This window comes from Teredinibacter waterburyi, from assembly GCF_001922985.1.
In the GTDB taxonomy this organism is placed as follows: domain Bacteria; phylum Pseudomonadota; class Gammaproteobacteria; order Pseudomonadales; family Cellvibrionaceae; genus Teredinibacter; species Teredinibacter waterburyi.
The window spans coordinates 1-1,521 of sequence record NZ_MRUH01000028.1; the positions used below are offsets into that span (position 1 = coordinate 1).

Below are 1,521 nucleotides of genomic sequence, written 5' to 3' on the forward strand. Positions count from 1 at the left end.
GTCGCGTAGCTCCATTTTACACAAACGCTCACAGCAAAAATTGCAGGTGAGCTTGGCGTTAGCTTCCCTAAAGGAATCAAAAAATTAATGTTATTACGTTATATTTATGCACTTATATTATCTATGTTATCACTCACCATTAAGGCTGAGGAAATTTCGGAATATAGAATAAGTGGTACGGAAATAGTAACAATCAGTTCAGGTATTAATAAACAAGATTATGAATTATATATAAAGCTACCTCGTAACTATTCACAGACGAAAAAAAATTATCCCGTTGCAATTTTAAGTGATACTGGATTTTCTTTTCCTATCGCTAGTGGTGTAGTTGGCCTTATGGGAGGCAGAGATATTGAAGATCTCATTCTAGTAGGTATATCATATTCAAAAGGGAGTTCTTCCGAAATTAGTCGGACTAGAGATTACACGCCAACTTTCGCTCCAGGTGAAAAAGGAGCACATTCCTTAGAAGCTCAAAAATATTCGGGTAAAGCATTCCAGTACTTGGAGTTTTTGGAGAAGGAGGTTTTTCCTTTAATATCTCAAAAATACCGTATTGATGTGGATAATAAAATCTATATAGGCCACTCTTTTGGAGGGCTTTTGGGAGCTTACACCCTTTTGGTTAAACCAGAACTATTTCAGAAATATATTATAGGTAGTCCGTCATTATGGTATGACGAAGGAGCTATTTTCCGTCTAGAAGAGGCGTATGCAAAAAAGAACAAAGCGATGAATGCAACTGTCTTTATGTATATTGGTAGCGAAGAAAATAAAAACAACCATAAAAGCATGGTTGATGATGTCTTGCTTTTCGAAAAAATACTTAAAAATAGGCAATATAAGGGATTAACGTTTAACGCCTATGTATTGGATGGAGAAACACATTTTAGTGTGTTTTCTCTGCTTTTAACAGACGGCTTAAAAAAAGCAATACCAAAGGGCTAAAAACAGAAGCTAACAAGCGTGTCATGTCGGAACTCCATTCCAGCGCTTCGCGCTTCCACTCCGTCCGCATACACGGGCGTTAAGTGTCAACGATGAATAGAGAAAGTATCGAGCTAGCGGTTCTGTCATCTGTAAGATTCCTTGGATGGTTGAATTTTATAATCTTCGTTATAGCCTTTATCGGCACGAAAGGGGCATCTCATCAGCATCTATTTGTGGTCTACGCTACCTTTTTTGTATGCTGTATTGGTACTTGTATATACTATTTTCTATATGGGCGTTTGTTCATAACCATTACAAAGAAAGATGGAGTTACATACTTTAAACCATATCGGTTAGGGGTGTTCACTATGGTCTGTGGAGTATTTATGGTTTATTTGTTGGTTTATTTTAATGGGCCAAACACTTAACAAATTGCTCCAGTTGACGCAGCGGTCTACGCTCCTTTTTGTGCATTCGCTGCGCTCATTGTTGCACAAAAATCCACTACAACCGCTGCGCAACTGAGCAAGGCGTTATGCGCAAATAAAAAAGGACTAAAGAATGATGAAAAAAGTAGTTTACGGAGTTATG

Annotated in this window: 1 protein-coding gene; it reads left to right on the top strand. The window is 37.7% G+C overall.

The window, feature by feature from the left end; genetic code table 11:
* Nucleotides 1-87: 87 nt before the first annotated feature.
* Nucleotides 88-948 carry an alpha/beta hydrolase gene (locus IDZ20_RS04775; protein WP_045859123.1) on the top strand — a complete coding sequence of 287 codons (861 nt, stop codon included), beginning with the start codon at nucleotides 88-90 and terminating at the stop codon, nucleotides 946-948.
* Nucleotides 949-1,521: the final 573 nt, after the last annotated feature.

Bases quoted from the DNA above. Each gene is read 5' to 3' on its own strand.
- IDZ20_RS04775 (WP_045859123.1), top strand. From the start codon at position 88: ATGTTATTACGTTATATTTATGCACTTATATTATCTATGTTATCACTC.